Here is a 17,345-nt window from a genome sequence, read left to right as displayed (position 1 = left end):
TTATTTTTTAAACCATAAATCATTCAAAAATCCTGAGAAGATTAAGAATGAAAACATTACAACGTTAAAAGTGATAAAGATTCCCACTGCTTGCGTCCATTTATTATCCGGCAATAGCGGTAAATTCTTCTTTTTCCGTTCTTTATTGATTGTCTTCTTCTTCCGTAGCCAAGCATCATTCACAACGAGACCTAGGCCATGGAAAAGTCCATAAGTAATATAATACCAAGTAACACCATGCCAAAAACCCATGACCAGCATATTGATGATGTAAGCAACACTTGAAGTCGTGTTGCGATTTTTAAAAACTTTATTTCGTATGAGCACTGTAACTAAACGCATGAAAACAAAATCACGGAACCAGAATGATAAACTCATATGCCAACGATTCCAAAATTCTTTCAAATCGCGCGAAACAAACGGTTTGTTAAAGTTAATCGGACTTTTGATTCCCATTAAGTTAGAAACTGCGAGTGCAAACATGGAATAGCCCGCAAAATCAAAAAACAAATCTAGACCAAATACATACATTACTCCTAGGGTTGGAAGGTTGAAGATCCCCCCCATTTGAAGAGCATACTGCTTCAAAGGTGGTAAAATCATGGAACCAAAGATATGCGCTAAAATAAACTTATATAGGAAACCCAACATGATATATTGAACGGATGTTTCTAGCATATCCAACAATTCATCACGTTCTGGAATAGTCTCATAGTCTTCGTTAAATCGCTTAAAGCGATCAATTGGTCCACTTGAAAAAGTTGGCATAAAGAGCATGAAACGTAGAAATTCCCACAAACTAAATTCTTTTAGCACTCCATCTCGAAGTTCAATAATCATTCCTACTGAACGGAAAGTTAAGTAGGAAATTCCTAAAAAGCCCAAGAATGATTGATGACCATAAATAGCTGGCGTTACCTTTACAAAGAAAAGCGGTAGGATAGACAAAGCAATGTGCAAATAGAAAAGCCATTTGCTATCTCCCGTTTTTCGATAAATTTTATAAGTCCAAACCCAAAGCATTTGCCAAAGAACATAAAACAGTAGAGCATAGATTTGCGTTAATTTAGGTCCAATTAACATAAAAATGATGAAAGCTAAACTAACTAAGGCCTCATAAACGGGAAATCTCTTTTTGAAGAACAAACCAACAAAGATTGGCAAAACGGCTAAAATGATATAAACAAAATACTGCGGATCCCCGTACGGTTCCAAATGAGGAATCTGTCTTATGAAATCCATCATCGATTGTTAACCTCACTAATCAAACCTTTAATATCAATCTTCCCATTCGGTGTTAGTGGTAAAGATTCACGATAAAGGAATTTTGAAGGCATCATATAAGACATCATAATATCTTGTAAGTCATCCTTGATAGCTTTTGTGATGTCGATCTCACGCTCAAATTGTTCTTTCACTCCGTCTTTCAAGATAACATAGGCTAAAAGATTTTGTACTTTATGATCTTTGTTATATCGCGGTACAGCCACAGCCGAATCGACATATTTGGATTTGTTCAGATTTTGTGAGACATCTTCCAGCTCAATGCGGAAACCATTAAACTTAATTTGGAAATCCATGCGACCACCGTAAAGAAGTAAACCTTCGTCAGTCATGGTGCCAACATCTCCTGTATGATAGGCTGGTAGCCTTTCAAATTCAAAGAATGCTTCAGCTGTTTTTTCTGGATTGTTCATATAGCCTTTTGACACAGCGGGTCCAGAAACGATAATTTCGCCTTGCTCACCGTTTGGTAACTTGTTTCCATCTTCATCAATAATAAAGGTTGGTGAATCTAGTTTAGTATAACCAATCGGCAAGCGTTTCATGTTTGCTAGCATATCATCTGTTATGGCAACGGCAGATAAAGCCACCGTTGCTTCTGTCGGACCGTAAGCATTGATAATACGCGCATTTGGGAAACGGTCACGCAATTTTTGTGCTGTTTTAACCGTCAATTCTTCCCCGTCAAAGTAGAAATGCGTAATGCTTGGCATTTTTTCAGCGTTGAAATCTTCCGATAACATCGCCATATCTGCAAAAGACGGTGTTGATGTCCAAATGGCAATCGGCAAATTCAAGATAGTTTCAAATAACTGCTTGAAATCTTGCGTAATGGCAGACGGAACCGCAAAAAGTGTGCCTCCAAGTGCTAAGGTTGGCGCCCAATACATAACCGATAAATCAAAAGAATACGGTGGCTGTGCCAGCATTTGTGGCTGCTCTGGAGTCGCAAATTCCTTATCTGTAATCATCCAGTTAGTGAAACTGAGCAAATTATCGTGCGAGATTTGCACACCCTTTGGCCTTCCAGTCGTTCCTGAAGTGAAGATGATATAGTAATTATCATCCCCTTTAACAGAATGTGTAAGCTGGTAAGGCTTTTTTTCTGCAAAAGCTGCTTGAACTGTTGCTAAATCAAGAATTGGTATCGATTTATCTTTCAGTGGAAATTCATTGATCGCAATGATGAGACTAGGTTGTGCCACTTCCACAATTGCTGTCACACGTTCAAGGGCGGAATGACTATCAATCGGGATATAGGCATGACCTGACTTCGTTAAGGCTACAAAAGTCGCCAACATGTCGTATTCTTGCCCACCAAAAACTACTACTGGTGATTTCTCAGGAAGCGCAAGGCTATCAATCTTTGCAGCAAGGGAATCTGAGTCCACTTTCAAATCATGATAAGTATGAACTTCTCCGAGGACATTGTAAACTGGAAAATCTGGTTGAGACTGAGCAAAATACTCAATCGTTTCAATCATATCATTAATTACTGAATTGGTCACAATCTGCTCCTAAAATTCATTGTAGATAAAACCACCTTGACCTTGGCCAAGATAATTAAAGAAATAAAGCAAGGCTAAAAATATCACAAAATAAAGTAGCGTCTGCCCAAAAAATTTAAAAATTATTTTATGTTTTTTCATTATATTCATCACTTTTGTCTTACTTCTAAGATAGACTTAGTATATTTTACCATTTTCTAGCGCAATTTTTCAATACAAAACATTCTTTAATTAATGAATTAAGCTAGAATTAAGGTTTATTTACAACAAACCTAGGGAAATCACAGATGTGCTGTCTCAAAAAACTAGAAAAGAAAATGGGTTTAGACTTACATTTTAAAAATATATAAAAATTTTATATATTTTCTTGACTTTGAAAATGAAAAGCACTATACTATGTATAGAAAAATTATATATAAAAATATTATACATAGGAGGTGACTCATGTATTTTCCAACATCTTCTACCCTGATTGAATTTCTCATTCTAGCGATTTTGGAAAGTGAAGATTCCTATGGCTATGAGATTAGCCAAACGATTAAATTGATTGCCAATATCAAGGAATCAACCTTATATCCTATTTTAAAAAAGTTAGAAAAGAATCGTTACTTAACAACTTATTCTCAAGAATATCAAGGTCGAAAACGAAAGTATTACTCTCTTACTCCAAATGGACGGGAGCAATTAAGTACCCTTAAGGAGGAGTGGAAAGTGTATACAGCAACAGTCAACGGTATTATAGAAGGGAGCGTTCGTCATGACAAGAACTGATTATTTAGCCGCATTAGAGAAATCCTTAAAAACATTACCTGAGGCAGACTATAAAGAAGCGATGGATTATTTTACGGAATACTTTGAAGACGCTGGATCTGAAAATGAAGCATTAGTTATTAAAGAGTTAGGAGATCCTAGAGACGCAGCAGAAGAGATTATTCGCTCGCTTTCAGCACATTCGACAGAAGAGATAAATTCTGATAGTCCAGCAAAACAACCATCTCCGAATATTCATCCTTCACAATATGCTAGCGACACTTATATCTTTGAAGATTACTCAACCGTCTCTGAATTGCATATTGATGTGAGTACTAAAGATATTCAAATTGAGCCTTCACCTGATGCTTTCTTTCATATCAAATACTACAACGGAAAGAGCAGCAACCAGTTAAGCTCGATTGTTCGTGACAAGAAATGGTACATTACAGAAAAAGGAGCAGTATATGCTAGCGGTCTGAGTTGGATTATTAACGTTATGAAAAATGGTCTGGATCATCATCCAGTTTGCATTCAAATCCCAAGTGGAACTCTTCTCCAATCCTTCTCATGCCAATCTTCTTCGGGAGACGTCAATATCTCTCAACTGCAAACGCAAGAAGGAACGATTGAACTTGCAAGTGGTGATCTGTCCATGCGGCATTGTCAATTACAACAAACCGATGTGACCCTTACTAGTGGCGATATCCATCTGGCACATGCCAAATTAACAGATTGTAAAATTACTCTTGTATCAGGTGATCTCGACACGCATTCTTTAGAAATTGCTGGTAAAACCTCTATTCAAACAACAAGCGGAGATGTTACGCTTCATTTGTTGCACCATGATTTTAGCTATGATATTGAAACGGTACATGGAGATATTTCTATTTCTGAGCAGCTCCAGCCAAGCCACCAAATTGTTGGCAACACAATCCGTCATAAAGTATCAACTTCTACAGATTCTCTTGCTATCCAAGCTGTCAGCGGAGACATCAATCTTTATTAGAGGTTTAGCATGAAACAGATTGATTGGTTATTCTTTGATGTTGGCTCAACTTTGGTAAATGAAGAAAAAGCCTATCAAGAGCGGATTAAACAGGCTCTTGCTGATACTAATATTTCTTATGCAGCATTTTATCAAACTATGATCCACTATTTTATGGAAAATAAAAAAGGCGATGTAGAAGCTCTGAAATATTATGGTCTGAAACCTCCAGCTTGGAATTCGGATTTAGAGGTGCTTTATCCTGATTGTAAGAATGTGCTGAAAACTCTTCACTCACACTACAAGATTGGTATCCTTGCTAATCAATTACCGAATCTACTGGTAAGATTGAGAAACTTTGGTATTGATTCTTACATAGATCTCGTTATTTCTTCTGCCGATGTTGGCTTGGCAAAACCTAATCTAGCCATTTTTAAGCTGGCTCTCCAACAAGCAAACTGCTTGGCTGAACATGCTATGATGATTGGCGACCGTTTAGACAATGATATTCTTCCAGCTAAACAACTTGGTATGCGAACTATTTGGATCCGGCAGGGTTTTAGTCGCTTGACTCACATAACTAACCCAGCAGAAACTCCAGATTGGACTGTTGATAATTTGACAGAAATAGGAGATATTTTGAAGAATTAGTAACATAAAAAGCTAGAGCAAGAAACTCTAGTTTTTTAATGTCATTAATTTTATTATAGCACATATTTTCCTTCAAAAATAGACTTGTTTTTTGCTATTGTGCTATATTGAAGCCCAAGGAAGGGGAATTGTTTAAGCAGTTCCTTAGTGTTATTCTTAAATTGTATGATTAGTTTTATTGTGAAGGTCAAACGAAAGAGGTTGGGGCTCCCCAGCCTCTTTTCATGCTATTTCCGACCTCCGCCCATCCCATTTGCATTTTGAGTAGTTAGGCTAGCTATTGCAGTCGTGGATTGTCCATTGACTGTAATGGTGTAGCTTTTACCGTCTTTAATAGCAGCTGAGCTCGCCAGAACAGATTGGAAATTCTTAGCAGCGGTGTAGCTGAGGATTTCTTTTCCTGACGAATCAGAAATCGTCACCTTAGCACCAGCATTCCCAGATACATTCGTAAGGATAGAGGCCTGTTTAGAGTTTGAGCCAAAGCCCATTGCCATGCCATTGCTACCGACCATTACAACGGTGCCACCAGTAATGGTGCCATTGCCATCATAGTCAAGAGCACCATTGCCACCATTTGTGGGACCGTCCACATAAACTTCCCCACCTGAAATGGTCAAATCCCCATTAGAATCCAAACCGTCACCTTGTGCATTAATCTTTATCTTACCACCGGTGATTGTCAGGCTGACACCAGCAGTAGCTTGCCCCGGAGTCTTTTTACTACTACTGCCGTCTGCAGCATTGATACCATCATTATTAGCTGTCAAATCCAAATTCCCACCATTAATGGTCACAGTCTTGCCTTCAAGTGCTTCCTCACTCTTTTCTACCTTAATCGTACCACCGTCAACAAGAGCAATGTTAGAAGCATGAATACCATCATCTCCAGCGTGAATGGTTATCTTGCCAGAATGGATATAGAAATTCCCCAGAGACGTTTTTTTATCATTGTCTGCATGAATTGCATCATAAGTAGCAGTCAAATTCATTGTTGCGTCTTTGATATTGATTGCGTCATTAGCTGAAAGGGCGTTTTTATAACCTTTAATCGTATAAGTTCCGCCTGAAATACGCAAATCATCATTAGACTCAATAGCATTCCCATAATTGCCTTCTACCGTCAAACTGCCAGAACCATTGAAAGTGAGATCATCTTTACTGTAAATTGCAGCATCATACTTTGTATTCTTGTGATGGGCAGAATCCGAAATCGTATTCTTACTACCTTTTGCAAGGGTGATAAAAGTCTTATCTGCATTTTCTACGACAATTGCAGCATCTGTTCCAGTCATCCTGACACCATTCAGAACTAGCTGAACCTTATCTTTTTTCTTAGCTTTCACAATGATTTGAACGTTTTCACTTGAACCCGATAAGATATATGTCCCAGCTTTAGTAATTGTCACCGTAGATCCCGACACTTCTGCACCAGAACCAGAAGCCTTAGCAGATGACCCGCTCAGACTAATCTTAGTTGCTTTTGATTCATCATAAGAAGCATCTTGGTCACGCTTGGTAAAATAATTGGACAGTTTAACGGTCGTTACCTTACTGGTGCTAGAGGAATTGGTACTGGTTGAACTACCGTTTTTCGCACCACATGCTCCTAAAGCAACTGTCAATAGAACAAGCGGAATCAAACGTTTGAACTGTTTTCGTTTTGAGGTTGATCTTCTCATGGCTATCCTCCTTTTATAGTTCATTTTCTTTTGTGACATAGCGGCTAATGGCAATCTCTAAATTCCCATTTCGCGTGCGCAAAGCATCCATTAACTCTTTCTCTGTCATTGTACCATTTAATTGGACAATATACTTAATTTTAAACAAACTTCCCATATCAGACGTTTTGACATTTGCTAATTCGATATAATTGGTTGCTTTTTGAAAGATGTCATCAAAGACAGTTTCATAATCCAAACTTTCTGGAATGACAACAGTCACTTGGCGCATAGAATGCTTCATCTGCCCAAAATTCACCGTTTCCAGCAACAACATAACCACCGACATAATGATTGTAAAGACGCTAGCAAAAATAAGATAGCCCATGCCGACAGCAATCCCAATCGTCATAGCAAGGAAAATTGCGAGCAATTCCTTAGCACCACCCGGTGCTGAACGAAAACGAATCAAGCTGAAAGCTCCCATTACCGCAACCCCTGCTCCCAGACTACCATTGACTAAAAAAATGACAATAGCAATCAAAGTCGGTAGCATAACCAAAGTCATCATAAAGGACTTGCTGTAAATGGTTTTGTACTGATAAACCTTAGCTAATATCAGTCCCAGCACGAGGCCGACACCAATCGCACCAAACATACTGGCTGGATTGATTGTTGTTCCTGTAAAAACGTCATTAAATAACTGATCGAACATGTCTGATTACTCCTTTATAGTCTGTTGTTTTCTTGTAGGCAACCCCATATTTTGAGAAAGATTTTGGAAAAACGTGGTAGCAGTCCAGAATCTCTGCCAGCCAGAGTGGATACGCCCCAGGTACCTTAATTTCCATGATAACATGGTTGTCAGGTAGCAGGTTCTTGCCATCTTTTCCTGCTAACAAACTTAATTCTTTCGTTCGATAAGCGACATCATAATCGATGGTAATCCGCACATTTGAATCTTCCAAACCTTTTAAAGAGTAGCGGTTGTAGTAAATATACATCATGGGCTGCACACCTCCATACCGCTTGCAGAGCCATTCGATTTCTTTCTTAATCTGTGAATCCTCAAGCTGGCATTCCCCTGCAAGATACTGCTCTGCCACCAGTAAATCAGTCGCAATCCGGCGCTTGTACACAACCTTACGCACTTTTTTCTTGATTTCCAAAAAGACTTGGCTATCAGCCTGAGGGCTAGCGTCATAAGTCCGCACGCGCAATTTTTCCTTGAAATAAGGCTTCTCCAAAGACTCCCGAATCATCTGATAGGTCGGCGTATCATAGTAGAGGTTGCCAATCGTTGAATAGGCATGCTCGTCCTCTGCCATATACGCTTCAAACTCCTTTAGCAAATCTGCCAACGTTTCCTTTGAGATGACATACTTGGTTTCTATCCGTTGAAATTTATCTTTAAATGTTTTTTTAGCCATAAGATTGCTCTCCTTTGTCGTTCTTTATCTACGTAGTTTACGGGCAAATCCTTAAAAGAAAGCTAAAGAAAACTTAAAGAAAACAAAACACCCTCATTTTCTGGAGGTGTTTAATAGATGTCTGTGGAATGAAATAGGAAATAGAAGTTGTCCCATCTTATTCTTCACTCTTCTCTGCTTTTTCTCTTTTGATAAGAAAAGTACAAATAACGAGAATATCTGCTATCAGCAAAATCCAGTACCACACGGTATCACCGCTTATTGGACCAGAAGAGAAAGTACGTAAAAAATAAAACATCATATACAAGGAAATATCATTATAAAATTCCCAGTTAAAATGATAGCTGCCTACTGGATAAGATCGCTTATGAGAACACTCTGGCACAAAGATCTGTAAGAGCAAAAATATTCCCAGTACAGTAAAATAAATCACATTGAATACGTCCCATTTCGCATAAGGGTCGACCGAGGAAAAGAATATCATCATGCTCAACAGATAAAACCGCCACCGAAACCAAAATTCGTTATTAAAATGAAATCTTATCATCCCATCACACTTTCTAATCCTCTGCTCTTCCTATTCTTAGTCTTTATCCTACTGCTCTGACAGAAAAACTTCAAGTAAGATGAAGGAGAAATGTTAGTTGATTTCTGCTACTTTTCCTGCTTCTGCTTTAGACTCTTTGCCCTTGCGACGGGCAAGGATATCCGCATAGTGTTTGCGGCTGTTATTGAGTACGGAAAGGAAGATCGCATAAAAGCTATCGTCTTTGTCTTGGTGCAAAATCACCACATAGTCCGCCAACTGTTGGTCAGGCGTCCGACCCTCAGACGAATGAAAAATCTTCTCATTTAGTATAACGTGAATGGGAAATTATAGGAAATTTTCTGGAAAAGAGGAGTGTTTTTTGAAAAAGTTCAATATTTCGTTATTATATTAAACCATTCTGGTAAAGTCGTCTGCTCTTCATTCAAGACTTCAAAACCGTTGTCTTTTTTTAAATAAATCAGCGTAGGTACACCAGTCACATTATATTTTTCCATCGCTTTCTTTATTTGAGAATTCTTATGAGAATCTTCTGTATTTATTAAAAGGCGTATGATACAAGTCTGATGTTTCTTTCAAGACCGGAAGAAATTCTCTACAAAACGGGCACGTCTCACGACCAAAATAGAGCAAATTTCCCTTTGTTAATTTATTGTTTACAATATTTTCTGCATTCGTCTCTTGAAAGCTCTTTACAATTTCTTTGTATAATTTTGTCAATTTTAAATTGTGTTCTACCTCATTTTCACTTGTTGAAACCTGAGAAACACTTGAAACTGTAGAGCTTTCAGAAGCTTGTGATGAAGAGGTGCATGTAGAGAGGAAAAAGAGAGTTGTGCAAATAATAATGAAGTATAGACTCATGCGAATACATTTCATAAAAATTCTCCTTAATCTTTTGGGAATTTTTTTATTATTGTCGTTAAAAGCAGAATTATATATGCTCCCAAAAATAGAAGATCACCTATCACATCATCATGTGAGAAATATAAAAAGTACAGTATCAATACAATTGTATAAAAATAGAAATGATATTTCTTATAAAAGTATTTGTCAAAAGAATATTTTTTCTTCATTATTTTCACTCCTTTTTTAACACAGAAATAATAAGTCTATTTCGCTATGCTTTTAAGCATTGATATACTACTGGTCCATACGCCATAAGCAGAGAATACCATGTGGTTGAAAAGCTAAATACACCAAGCCCTAAAGCCCATAAACAATCTCTTTGCGCTGGTGTAAGAGTAGCCGAAGCACTCCCATCTTTCAAACAATATCTTTTGTAAGCATAGCTATTCTTGTTCATATCTCCACATACACCTCGATCCCGGAAAGGAACTACTTCTTCATATTTCATACTATTCGCATAAATAACAGAAGTTGAGGACGGTATAACTGTTGCACCAATCATAAAAGCTGCTGCAATCGTAAGGAAAATTTTATATAATTTTTTCATAGTATATACCTTTTTCTTTATAAAGACAAATACTTTTAAAAAAACAATACTAATTACATCAACACTTATAGTACATTGGTTTCACTCCTCCCTTTCTTTAAATTGTAGCACTATATACCAAATGGTGGCCACCATGGAAATGTACCAATTATTGCAGTAATAAAAGATAGTATTGAGAAAAATCTAAATTTTTTCATATATTTTCATCTCCTTGTCTTTATTTATCCTTATGATATAATATGATGAAAAGGCATTCACAAAATGCCCACTGTTTTCACATTTCATATTTAACACAAGGAGTCGCCTATGCGTTGAGATATTGGCACAGTTTACAAGACGATTCGAAAAGCAAAGGGAATCACCCAGCAAGAGATTTGCGGAGATTGGATTTCTCGCTCCAATCTTTCCAAGTTTGAAAGCAACCAATCCGTTCCCAGCTATGAAACCATGGAATTTCTGCTCCACCAGATTGACATGAGTTTTGGGGAATTTGAATATATTTGTAATTACTATAAACCGCGGACAAGACAAGTGATTATCAATCAAATGTCAAACCACTTATCTATTGTTAATAATACAGAACTTAAAAAAATTGCTCATCTATGCGAAGAACATCTTAAAAAAGTCAAACATGATTTGCCAATCCAAAATATTCTCTCCACAATCAATATTATTATGGAAGTACGAGAGCATAACTTTAGCGATAAAGCAAAACAATTGACAGAGCAAATTTGGACAGCCTTAGAAAAACGAGATACTTTTTATGAAAGTGACTTAAATTTACTAAGTGTTATTCTTTACTTCTTCCCACTAGAAACCATTCAAAATATAACGGAAAAAATCTTAGCCAGTCTCAACAAGTATAAGCATTACAAAGAAATTCACAGTACACAATTCTCCATTTTAGCCAACCTTTCGACCATCTACCTTTACAACAACCGCCTTGACGATTGCCAGCGTATCACCGAGATGATCTTACCGCTCGCCAAGCAAACAAAACGATACGACAAGCTCGGCTTTGCTCAGGTTCGTCTGGGTATTTGTCAGGGAGACGACGACCTTATCCAGAAAGGTATCCAGTTGCTTGAGCTGACAGAAGAAACGACCTTGCTCGAAAACTTGAAAGAAGAAGTCAAACAATATCGTGCTTCTTATTTCTCTCATATTTCACATGGAATTTCAACCACTTCAATAGAAACGGAGAAGTAAATGACTTACAACGGATTTGTATTTTTTGATATTGATGGTACTTTAGTAAATAGTCAGGGACAAGTTCCGATAGAAAATAAAAGAGCCATTGCTCAACTACGAGCCAATGGCTTTCTTCCCATTGTCTGTACCGGACGTGGCCGCGGAGAAATGGGAACGGTTCTGGAAGACGCTGGGATTCATTCTGCCATTTTGCTAAACGGAATGGAAATTCTCCATGAGAAGCAATTCCTGTTTGAAGGACGGATTGCACAAACCAGCATTCTCAAACTCCTGCAATTGGCAAAAGAAAATAAACACGACCTCGGCTTTTATTCACAAGGAGAAATGCGTGTGACAGCACTCAGTTCGACCGTCCAGCAAAATTTCCACTATTTTCACCAAGATCTGCCACAAGTTGGACCGACCATTTACCAAAACCAGCCTTGTCAGATGTTGCTCATTTTTAGTGAAGATCCCGAAAAAGACACTCAGTACCAAACAGAAGTCCCTGAACTGCACTTTTTCCGTAACAGCCCTTACTCAATGGACATCACGCCGCACGGTTGTAATAAAGGCTCTGGGATTCAGCACCTACTGACCTTATTAGCAGACGAAGCACCAACTTACGCATTCGGAGACGGGCTCAATGACCTATCAATGTTTGAAAGAGTGGATTATTCAATTGCAATGGGCAATAGCCAAGCAACCGTCAAAGAAGCAGCCACTTTCATCACGCGCTCTAATGATGAAAATGGCATTCCGTACGCATTAACACATTTTGGTTTAATTTGAAAAAAGAAGCTCCTGTATTCGAGATACAAGAGCTTTTAGATTAGACTAATTCTTTTTTATTCGGATTGTAGACCAAAAAACCAAGACCGACAAAAAGTACTAGAATAACTGTCATGAAGGCAACTTGTCTACCGACTTGCCCTGTTATCGAAATTGTTTGACGCAAAGCCGAAACAGAGTAACTCATTGGCAACCAAGGATTGATATTTTGGAAAATCTTGTCCGTCAACGGAAGTGGGTAAGTCCCTGCACTAGAGGCTAGTTGCAACAATAACAAAATCAAGGAAGTGAAAGCACCAAGCTTAGTGTCCCACGTTACCAGAGCTGTCACCACTGCCATGAAGCACATGCTTGTTAAAAGAATGATTCCAAGCGTCGCCCATTCATGATTGGCAGTCAATCCAATCATGTGCACTGCACCATACACCAATAAACCTGCCAAGAGAGAAATAACGCCATTGACCTGAATACGTGCTTTCAGCCATTCCATACGTGTCTCAGGTTTCTTACCAGAAGGCAACGTGTTAAAAATGATATTGGTTGAAATCGCTGCTACAAAAAGTGCCACAGAAATCATGTATGGAGCCATACCGATACCATTTTTACCAACATGGTCTTTATCTATTTTCTTCGTTGTCAATGGATTTGCGAGAGCTTTAGCATTGGCGTTATTGGTTGTCACCATAGATAATTGATTTTTGGCATCTGTCAAACCTGCTGTCAAGGTGTCCACACCCGACACAAGCCTTCCCAAATTAGACGTCATCATTGAACTACCATCCGCCAGCTTCGTAGAACCATCTGCTATTTTACCAGCACCATCAGACAACTTACCTACTCCTGACACTAGTGCCTCAGAATTGCTAACTAATTGATTGGCTCCGTCTGCCAATTTTGCCAAACCCGCATCAATTTGACCATTATTACCAGCTAATTGATTGGCTCCAGAAGCAACCTTTGCCATTCCAGATGTCAATTGACTGTTTTGACTAGCTAAAACCTTAGAACCTGAACTAATTTTTGCCATGCTAGATGTTAGTTGCTCGCTATGACTAGATAAGGTGTTAGCTCCTACCGCAATCTGAGCGACTCCATTAGTATAGTCTGTCACACCTTTCACAAATCGACCAGCGCCTGTTGCCAAGCTCGTTTGCAATTGGTCAACTCCTGCTGCCACTTGACTAGCACCCGTAGTCGATTGTTGTAATGCCGCAAGAATGCTTTCTTGAGATTCTTGTGCGTTCGTTTGGAGACTTGAAAGTGCACCTTTGGCTTGCTCGATGACAGCGATGCCTTGTTGATTGGAGGATTGATTTGGCAAGTTTGTTACTTGTGTCTTAAGCGTTTGAATCGTTGTCAACATATTTGTCGCAGTCGTAGCGGTTTGACTTGGAGCTTGTGAAATAGCGGCATTGATTTCTGCTTGTTCACTAGCACTTAATTTTTGATAAGCTGCTGTAGCAGCTACGTTATTTGTAATCGTAGCCTTATCTGTCGTCGCACTATTAGCAAGTGTATTCGCAGCTGTCTCCATATCATTCAAAGCTTTCATCATGGCCGTTTTCGCCATTGACAGATCAACTCCATTTGAAAGAGTCTTTTGAACGGTTGTTAAGCCTGTTTGCAAAGCTTGTAGTTTTTGAACTTGCTCAGCTGTCATACCAGATTGTTTAACAGTCGCCATCAAAGTGTTCAGACCCGTAGCTAATTGATGCGCACCGCTTGATAATTTTTGAATTTCCTCATTAGAAGCAGTTAATTGATTGACCCCTGCCAATAAGTTTTGTGATTGATCATTTAATTGATTGGCACCACCTGCAAGATTTGCCACACCATTAGTATAGTTGCTAAAGCCATCTGACAATTGTTCTGAACCGTCCGCCAACTGACCAACAGCATTTGTATAGCCTGTCAATCCTTTTGATAATGTAGTTGAACCAGAAGCTAATTGACTGACGCCTGACGTATAGGAAGACAGTTTTGTAGATAGCATGCCAATCCCATCTGAAAGCTGACGCACACCAAGTATATAACTTCCCAAACCTGTCGTTAACGTATTAGCACCATCTGCAAATGTCATGCTAGAGTTAGACAAGGTTTGCAAATTATCTGTCAATGTTTGACTACCGTCTTTTAATTGTTGACTACCAGAAGCGAGACGACTGCTGCCAGAAGCTGCTGCTACCATCCCTTTCCTTAAATTATTCATATTCTTAAAGAGAGAAGTCGTATACGTATTGGTCACATTGTTAGCGACAGTTTGTTGAAGCCGAGTCATAGCCGAATCACTCATCTTGCTGGCAATAAAGCTACGTCCGCTAGATGTTTGATAATCAATCTGCATCTTTTGTGGCTTATTATCCAGAATACTAGCTGCCTTTTGGGATAAATCACTTGGAAGGGTGATAATCATATAATAATCACCCTTCTCCAAACCTTTCTTTGCCTTTGCTTCAGATACAAAATGAAAATCTAACGCATCATTCTTTTTAAGGCTTTTCACCATATCATCCCCAACAGACAATGTGTTACTGTTAAATCTTGCATGTTGATCTTTATTCACCACCGCTACTGGTAATTCCGATACTTTTCCATAAGGATTCCACATTGAACTCAAAAAGATAACATTATAAAGAGCAGGAATCAAGGAAACACCAATCATGACAACAATAAAGATTGGTTTTTTGAAAATTTCTTTCCATTCTCTGAACATTTTTTCTCCTCTATCTTAGACACTCTATATAAAAATTTTAATTTTTGAAATATTTTTATACACATTGTCTAAATATTTGATATAATAGATTATACAGTTTCTACATTTTTTCACAAGAGAAAAAATTCAATTTTAGACATGTTGTATAAATTTGTTCAAAAGAGGAAAACTAATATGGCAGAAAGTAACAAGCGCCAAAAAACAAAAATGATTATTGAAAATGCAATGGTCGATCTGCTTAAACACGAATCATTCGATCAGATTAGCACTGTCAAGTTGACAAAAACGGCTGGTATCAGTCGCAGCAGTTTTTATACACACTACAAAGATAAATATGATATGATTGAGCATTATCAACAGAAACTTTTCCATAAGTTAGAATACATTTTTGAAAAGTATGCTCAAGACAAGCGTAGCGCGATTATAGAAGTTTTTGATTTTCTCACACGCGAATCCCTCCTTTCTGTTTTGTTAACAGAAAACGGAACAAAAGAAATTCAAACATTTTTACGCCATAAATTCCAAATCATGCTGGCTGAAGACCTACAAGAACGCTTTAGTAGTAAACTACTAAGTCAAGTGGAGAAAGAATACAGCCATGTTTACCTGACAAACGCCTTTTTTGGAGTTTGTCAAATGTGGATTGCTAGAGGGAAAAAAGAACGCCCTGAACAAATGGCAGATTTTCTTTTAAAAATGTTGGATTAGAAATAATTCTATTTTGCTACTCGAATAAAGCCATTTAGTGTTAAAATGTGAAAAACTTTAAGACAAAAATGCTCATCACTTTTAAAACTAGAAAAGAGAAAACAAAATTCGTTTTCTCTTTTTTGATCTTTTCAATGAGTCATAAAAAAGAAGTTGGGAAGATTCCCAACTTCGGATAAGTCTTAGCTTAAAGTTGTTTGTTGTAGTATTCAACGACAAGCGCTTCATTGATTTCTGGATTGATTTCGTCGCGTTCTGGCAAGCGAGTCAATGAACCTTCCAATTTTTCAGCGTCGAATGATACGAATGCTGGACGTCCAAGAGTAGCTTCTACTGCTTCAAGAATTGCAGGTACTTTTAATGATTTTTCACGAACTGAAATCACTTGACCTGGAGTTACGCGGTATGATGGGATATCAACGCGTTTTCCATCAACAAGGATATGACCGTGGTTTACGAATTGACGAGCTTGACGACGAGTAGTTGCAAGACCAAGACGGTAAACAACATTATCCAAGCGACGTTCCAAAAGAAGCATGAAGTTGAAACCAAGGATTCCTTCTTTAATTTTAGTAGCTTGTACGAACAAGTTACGGAATTGTTTTTCACCTACACCATAAGTGAAACGAAGTTTTTGTTTCTCAGCCAATTGCAAACCGTATTCTGACAATTTGCTACGGTTGTTTGGCCCATGTTGACCAGGTACATAGTTACGGCGAGCCAATTCTTTACCTGTACCAGTAAGAGAAAGACCCAAACGACGAGCTTGTTTCCAAGATGGTCCTGTATAACGTGACATATAAATGTCCTCCTATAAAATAATAATTTGAGGAAATAGTCACTTAGAAAGCCCTGATTCGTGCAGAACATTTTCGCCTAAACAGCCAAGGCTACTTTTATAGCTATGTTCTGTTGACGAGCTTCATGCTCTCCTGCTGCTATTTCACACAAAAGCCATTATATCAAAAAAAATCCTATCTGTAAAGACGGATTTTGTCAGATTATTTCTTTCTATGGAAAGAACCTTTCTTTTTCAATAATTCCTCTATCGCAATTATATTTTGCTGTTCAGATGTTGCTAAAATAGTTTCAAACCCCAGACTTTTAGCAGTGTCTAGATTAACCTGTAGATCATCTATAAACACACATTGACTAGCTTGCAATGTATACTGGGTCAGTAATTTTTGATAGATACTTTTATCTGGTTTTGCACATCCTACTTCGTAAGAAAGGATTTTCCCCGTCAATACTTTTGTCATTGGTAATAAGCCGGCATTTTCAACCGTATAAAAGATCTCACTGGTAGTAGATAAAATATAAATACTATACCCCATCTGAACCCACTCAAAAATTTTCTCTTGTAGCTGATAGTAGCTATCTATTGCCTCATACCAACGAGTAAAAACAGCTTCAACAGTAGGAGCATACGAACCATCTAGCAATTTTTGAGCTTTCCGAATGGCTTGTTTCAAGCTTAATTCTCCAATATCCGTCTGAGCCCAAATTCCCGAGTCAAAAACAGCCGTTTTGACACGCTTACGATCTTCTTCATCCTCTACGAAAGCAGCTAAAATCTTAGCAGGGTTCCATTCAATTAAAACATTGCCAAAATCAAAAATTAGATTTTTAATCATTTCTTACTCCAGCCGCATTACATTAAAATAAA

At 38.0% G+C, this 17,345-nt stretch carries 16 protein-coding genes and 1 pseudogene; 6 read left to right on the top strand and 11 right to left on the bottom strand.

Annotated elements, in window-relative coordinates; all coding sequences use genetic code 11:
• From dltB to HMPREF1654_RS08250, 3 genes are read right to left on the bottom strand one after another with little or no spacing between them, the layout of a single operon-like run.
• Entirely contained in the window at positions 1-1,245 is a 1,245-nt protein-coding gene (gene dltB / locus HMPREF1654_RS08260; RefSeq protein WP_003077328.1) for a D-alanyl-lipoteichoic acid biosynthesis protein DltB, read from the bottom strand.
• Positions 1,242-2,768: a D-alanine--poly(phosphoribitol) ligase subunit DltA gene (gene dltA, locus HMPREF1654_RS08255; protein ID WP_408641159.1), complete on the bottom strand. Its 1,527-nt coding sequence runs from the start codon at positions 2,766-2,768 to the stop codon at positions 1,242-1,244. The genes dltB and dltA overlap by 4 nt, the downstream gene beginning before the upstream one ends.
• Before the next feature lie 33 nt (positions 2,769-2,801).
• On the bottom strand, positions 2,802-2,933 hold the full coding sequence (locus HMPREF1654_RS08250; protein ID WP_003026731.1) for a teichoic acid D-Ala incorporation-associated protein DltX: 132 nt from the start codon (positions 2,931-2,933) through the stop codon (positions 2,802-2,804).
• A 303-nt stretch (positions 2,934-3,236) separates the two neighbouring features.
• On the opposite strand from HMPREF1654_RS08250, the gene HMPREF1654_RS08245 reads away from it, so the two are divergent.
• The 3 genes from HMPREF1654_RS08245 to HMPREF1654_RS08235 are packed head-to-tail and all read left to right on the top strand — an operon-like array spanning position 3,237 to position 5,181.
• Positions 3,237-3,563, top strand: a complete 327-nt coding sequence (locus HMPREF1654_RS08245; protein WP_003075404.1) for a PadR family transcriptional regulator — start codon at positions 3,237-3,239, stop codon at positions 3,561-3,563.
• Complete coding sequence (locus tag HMPREF1654_RS08240) at positions 3,550-4,551, top strand: DUF4097 family beta strand repeat-containing protein (RefSeq protein ID WP_003077401.1); 1,002 nt, start codon at positions 3,550-3,552, stop codon at positions 4,549-4,551. Before HMPREF1654_RS08245 ends, HMPREF1654_RS08240 begins: the two co-directional genes overlap by 14 nt.
• 9 nt (positions 4,552-4,560) lie before the next feature.
• Positions 4,561-5,181 (top strand): HAD family hydrolase, encoded by a 621-nt coding sequence (locus HMPREF1654_RS08235; protein ID WP_003077250.1) that lies wholly within the window; start codon positions 4,561-4,563, stop codon positions 5,179-5,181.
• A 227-nt stretch (positions 5,182-5,408) separates the two neighbouring features.
• On the opposite strand, the gene HMPREF1654_RS08230 is transcribed toward HMPREF1654_RS08235, so the two are convergent.
• The 5 genes and pseudogenes from HMPREF1654_RS08230 to HMPREF1654_RS08200 form a co-directional block, all read right to left on the bottom strand.
• Positions 5,409-6,863, bottom strand: coding sequence for a carbohydrate-binding domain-containing protein (locus HMPREF1654_RS08230; RefSeq protein ID WP_003077246.1), 1,455 nt, complete (start codon positions 6,861-6,863; stop codon positions 5,409-5,411).
• Between the two features lie 13 nt (positions 6,864-6,876).
• On the bottom strand, positions 6,877-7,557 hold the full coding sequence (locus tag HMPREF1654_RS08225) for a DUF4956 domain-containing protein (RefSeq protein WP_003077387.1): 681 nt from the start codon (positions 7,555-7,557) through the stop codon (positions 6,877-6,879).
• A complete protein-coding gene (locus HMPREF1654_RS08220) occupies positions 7,538-8,272 on the bottom strand; it encodes a polyphosphate polymerase domain-containing protein (protein WP_003077302.1) in 735 nt (244 codons plus the stop codon). Before HMPREF1654_RS08220 ends, HMPREF1654_RS08225 begins: the two co-directional genes overlap by 20 nt.
• A gap of 640 nt (positions 8,273-8,912) precedes the next feature.
• Positions 8,913-9,101: pseudogene (locus HMPREF1654_RS09965) on the bottom strand (DUF6261 family protein); the annotation flags it as partial.
• An 838-nt stretch (positions 9,102-9,939) separates the two neighbouring features.
• Positions 9,940-10,275: a hypothetical protein gene (locus HMPREF1654_RS08200; RefSeq protein WP_003077206.1), complete on the bottom strand. Its 336-nt coding sequence runs from the start codon at positions 10,273-10,275 to the stop codon at positions 9,940-9,942.
• Between the two features lie 318 nt (positions 10,276-10,593).
• Here HMPREF1654_RS08200 and HMPREF1654_RS08195 point away from each other — a divergent pair, with 318 nt between their 5' ends.
• Positions 10,594-11,484, top strand: coding sequence for a helix-turn-helix domain-containing protein (locus HMPREF1654_RS08195; protein ID WP_231840244.1), 891 nt, complete (start codon positions 10,594-10,596; stop codon positions 11,482-11,484).
• The gene (locus tag HMPREF1654_RS08190) at positions 11,485-12,258 is read left to right on the top strand and encodes a Cof-type HAD-IIB family hydrolase (RefSeq protein WP_003077170.1); all 774 of its coding nucleotides are present in this window, start codon (positions 11,485-11,487) and stop codon (positions 12,256-12,258) included.
• A gap of 40 nt (positions 12,259-12,298) precedes the next feature.
• Here the strand turns inward: HMPREF1654_RS08190 and HMPREF1654_RS08185 are convergent, their stop codons facing one another.
• Positions 12,299-14,971 carry a YhgE/Pip domain-containing protein gene (locus tag HMPREF1654_RS08185; protein ID WP_003077289.1) on the bottom strand — a complete coding sequence of 891 codons (2,673 nt, stop codon included), beginning with the start codon at positions 14,969-14,971 and terminating at the stop codon, positions 12,299-12,301.
• 174 nt (positions 14,972-15,145) lie between these two features.
• On the opposite strand from HMPREF1654_RS08185, the gene HMPREF1654_RS08180 reads away from it, so the two are divergent.
• On the top strand, positions 15,146-15,679 hold the full coding sequence (locus HMPREF1654_RS08180; RefSeq protein ID WP_003077325.1) for a TetR/AcrR family transcriptional regulator: 534 nt from the start codon (positions 15,146-15,148) through the stop codon (positions 15,677-15,679).
• Between the two features lie 187 nt (positions 15,680-15,866).
• Here HMPREF1654_RS08180 and rpsD read toward each other — a convergent pair whose 3' ends face one another.
• Entirely contained in the window at positions 15,867-16,478 is a 612-nt protein-coding gene (gene rpsD / locus HMPREF1654_RS08175; protein ID WP_003071599.1) for a 30S ribosomal protein S4, read from the bottom strand.
• Positions 16,479-16,680: 202 nt separating this feature from the next.
• Positions 16,681-17,313 carry an HAD family hydrolase gene (locus HMPREF1654_RS08170; protein ID WP_003077347.1) on the bottom strand — a complete coding sequence of 211 codons (633 nt, stop codon included), beginning with the start codon at positions 17,311-17,313 and terminating at the stop codon, positions 16,681-16,683.
• Between the last annotated feature and the right edge of the window lie 32 nt (positions 17,314-17,345).

Source organism: Streptococcus intermedius SK54 = ATCC 27335 (assembly GCF_000413475.1).
GTDB lineage: Bacteria > Bacillota > Bacilli > Lactobacillales > Streptococcaceae > Streptococcus > Streptococcus intermedius.
This window is presented reverse-complemented; position numbering and strand designations above follow the sequence as displayed.

What these genes read in the sequence shown, in the direction of transcription:
- dltB (WP_003077328.1), bottom strand. Translation starts at nt 1,245, where the DNA reads ATGATGGATTTCATAAGACAGATTCCTCATTTGGAACCGTACGGGGAT.
- dltA (WP_408641159.1), bottom strand. Translation starts at nt 2,768, where the DNA reads ATGATTGAAACGATTGAGTATTTTGCTCAGTCTCAACCAGATTTTCCA.
- HMPREF1654_RS08250 (WP_003026731.1), bottom strand. Translation starts at nt 2,933, where the DNA reads ATGAAAAAACATAAAATAATTTTTAAATTTTTTGGGCAGACGCTACTT.
- HMPREF1654_RS08245 (WP_003075404.1), top strand. Translation starts at nt 3,237, where the DNA reads ATGTATTTTCCAACATCTTCTACCCTGATTGAATTTCTCATTCTAGCG.
- HMPREF1654_RS08240 (WP_003077401.1), top strand. Translation starts at nt 3,550, where the DNA reads ATGACAAGAACTGATTATTTAGCCGCATTAGAGAAATCCTTAAAAACA.
- HMPREF1654_RS08235 (WP_003077250.1), top strand. Translation starts at nt 4,561, where the DNA reads ATGAAACAGATTGATTGGTTATTCTTTGATGTTGGCTCAACTTTGGTA.
- HMPREF1654_RS08230 (WP_003077246.1), bottom strand. Translation starts at nt 6,863, where the DNA reads ATGAGAAGATCAACCTCAAAACGAAAACAGTTCAAACGTTTGATTCCG.
- HMPREF1654_RS08225 (WP_003077387.1), bottom strand. Translation starts at nt 7,557, where the DNA reads ATGTTCGATCAGTTATTTAATGACGTTTTTACAGGAACAACAATCAAT.
- HMPREF1654_RS08220 (WP_003077302.1), bottom strand. Translation starts at nt 8,272, where the DNA reads ATGGCTAAAAAAACATTTAAAGATAAATTTCAACGGATAGAAACCAAG.
- HMPREF1654_RS08200 (WP_003077206.1), bottom strand. Translation starts at nt 10,275, where the DNA reads ATGAAAAAATTATATAAAATTTTCCTTACGATTGCAGCAGCTTTTATG.
- HMPREF1654_RS08190 (WP_003077170.1), top strand. Translation starts at nt 11,485, where the DNA reads ATGACTTACAACGGATTTGTATTTTTTGATATTGATGGTACTTTAGTA.
- HMPREF1654_RS08185 (WP_003077289.1), bottom strand. Translation starts at nt 14,971, where the DNA reads ATGTTCAGAGAATGGAAAGAAATTTTCAAAAAACCAATCTTTATTGTT.
- HMPREF1654_RS08180 (WP_003077325.1), top strand. Translation starts at nt 15,146, where the DNA reads ATGGCAGAAAGTAACAAGCGCCAAAAAACAAAAATGATTATTGAAAAT.
- rpsD (WP_003071599.1), bottom strand. Translation starts at nt 16,478, where the DNA reads ATGTCACGTTATACAGGACCATCTTGGAAACAAGCTCGTCGTTTGGGT.
- HMPREF1654_RS08170 (WP_003077347.1), bottom strand. Translation starts at nt 17,313, where the DNA reads ATGATTAAAAATCTAATTTTTGATTTTGGCAATGTTTTAATTGAATGG.